This is a genomic window from Luteolibacter pohnpeiensis, assembly GCF_016595435.1.
In the GTDB taxonomy this organism is placed as follows: domain Bacteria; phylum Verrucomicrobiota; class Verrucomicrobiia; order Verrucomicrobiales; family Akkermansiaceae; genus Luteolibacter; species Luteolibacter pohnpeiensis.
The window spans coordinates 1-1,575 of record NZ_JAENIJ010000111.1 but is presented as its reverse complement, the minus strand read 5'-3'; the positions used below and the strand labels follow the sequence as shown (position 1 = coordinate 1,575).

Genomic DNA, 1,575 nt, shown 5'->3' with positions numbered 1-1,575 from the left:
GCTTTCTGAACGCGATGAATTCAGGGGGAAGTTCCGCTCCGAACGCTTCAAGAACCTTGGCGGTATCGTCAGCCGAGAATCGAGGATCGTGGACCGTCGATCTGCGATGCCTTTCGGCGGTCAGTTCTTCGACTTCAGCATCCGTCATATTCTTGGCACAACGTCAGAAGTGAGCCATGACCGTGGCTGGCGCGGAGGCTGCGATAGCAGCATCCGTGACAGACATGGGCATTGGCTCGAGTGTTTTGTTAGGCTCCGTTTTCATTTCTGTATTTCTATCAGACGATCAATGGGAAAGCCTTCGATATCTTTCTGGCCGGAATTATATATTCGACGTAGCATCGCCGTTGTCATGAGGCCTGGCGTTCGGCGAAAGTAAAGCAGGAGCTTCTTTTCGTAGTTCCCGCACGCTTCCATTCCATGGAGCGCAGTCCAGAAGACGCCGGAGCCATCATCTTCCGGAAACCGCTCGAATAGGTTGAATATCGCGTCGTAGTAAGATTCGGGCTCTCGTGAAGCAAATGCTTGGTCAAGGTGTGCTTCGAGCGGACGCCAATCGCCGTCAACGGGGCAAAACTCACGTATTCCTGCATCGAGTGCGTCCATGTTATTTCTGCCTAACGTTCAAGCGCTGGCACCGCTGGGGCGGGAGTGAGCGCCGCGACGGGATGGCGGGTTAAAGTTACGGAAAGCATGGCCGGCAGAGCAGCCCCAGCGGTTGTCCAGCCGCGCCTTGGTTGTGGATTAACGCTTCTCATCTGGTTTCAGGATGGCCCCCATCCAAGTAGGGAACTGTGTCATCGTATCAGGCGGTCGGGTGTGCTTGGATACGCCCTCGTATAGCTTGAGTGTAACTCTGGCTCCCAAGACCTTCTCGAGATGTCCCGCATATGCTTTTGTCAAACTCACGTTGCCCTCGTGCTCATCGGCACCGCAGAAGCAAAAGTAAACCTGAGTAGCGTGAGCGGGCAGCTTCTGCTCGGCAGCCTTCGGTGCCCCCATGCCGCCCAGGGACATAAGAATGGCTCCTCGATACGAATCGGGATACAAAGTGGCGAGATCGGCAGCAACCATCGCACCCTGCGAGAAGCCAAATAGTCCGACACGCTTCAAATCCACCTTCAGGCCCTTGGTGAGAGCCCTGAGCCTGTCCTGAACATATGCGTGATCTGCGACCGGCTCCTCAGACCACTGCTGAGTGTCATCGCCAAGGTCGGTCGTGGCAGGAAAGCCAAGAATGACGGCCCCCAACGCATCAGCATGCTTCTGCATCGCCTCAGCAGTCTCGCCGGGAAAGTAGCCATCCGGGGAATAGCCACGATAGCCATGAAGCCAAACCGCCACCGGCATCGGCTCGGCAGCAGCCTTGGGAACGAAAATGAAGTGCTTGGGTTTGGCAGCTTCAGAGACCGTTGCGACCAGAAACAGTGCTAACGCAACAAGGAATGGCTTCATCGTAGAATGGCGAGTGTGGTTGGCCGAACGTATAAGGCCATCTGCGGCGGGATGAAAGCATCAAAGTCAACTATCAGGCTGGTCGCCGTCGGATGTGCCGCCTTGTTCGCTCCGTTCGGT

The 1,575-nt window shown here is 55.9% G+C and carries 2 protein-coding genes; both read right to left on the bottom strand.

Translation table 11 applies throughout. From position 1 onward, the window contains the following. Positions 1-261: 261 nt before the first annotated feature. A complete protein-coding gene (locus JIN85_RS20370; protein ID WP_200274312.1) occupies positions 262-606 on the bottom strand; it encodes a hypothetical protein in 345 nt (114 codons plus the stop codon). Between the two features lie 138 nt (positions 607-744). Further along, positions 745-1,455 carry an alpha/beta hydrolase gene (locus JIN85_RS20365; protein ID WP_200274310.1) on the bottom strand — a complete coding sequence of 237 codons (711 nt, stop codon included), beginning with the start codon at positions 1,453-1,455 and terminating at the stop codon, positions 745-747. Between the last annotated feature and the right edge of the window lie 120 nt (positions 1,456-1,575).

What these genes read in the sequence shown, in the direction of transcription:
- JIN85_RS20365 (WP_200274310.1), bottom strand. Translation starts at nt 1,455, where the DNA reads ATGAAGCCATTCCTTGTTGCGTTAGCACTGTTTCTGGTCGCAACGGTC.
- JIN85_RS20370 (WP_200274312.1), bottom strand. Translation starts at nt 606, where the DNA reads ATGGACGCACTCGATGCAGGAATACGTGAGTTTTGCCCCGTTGACGGC.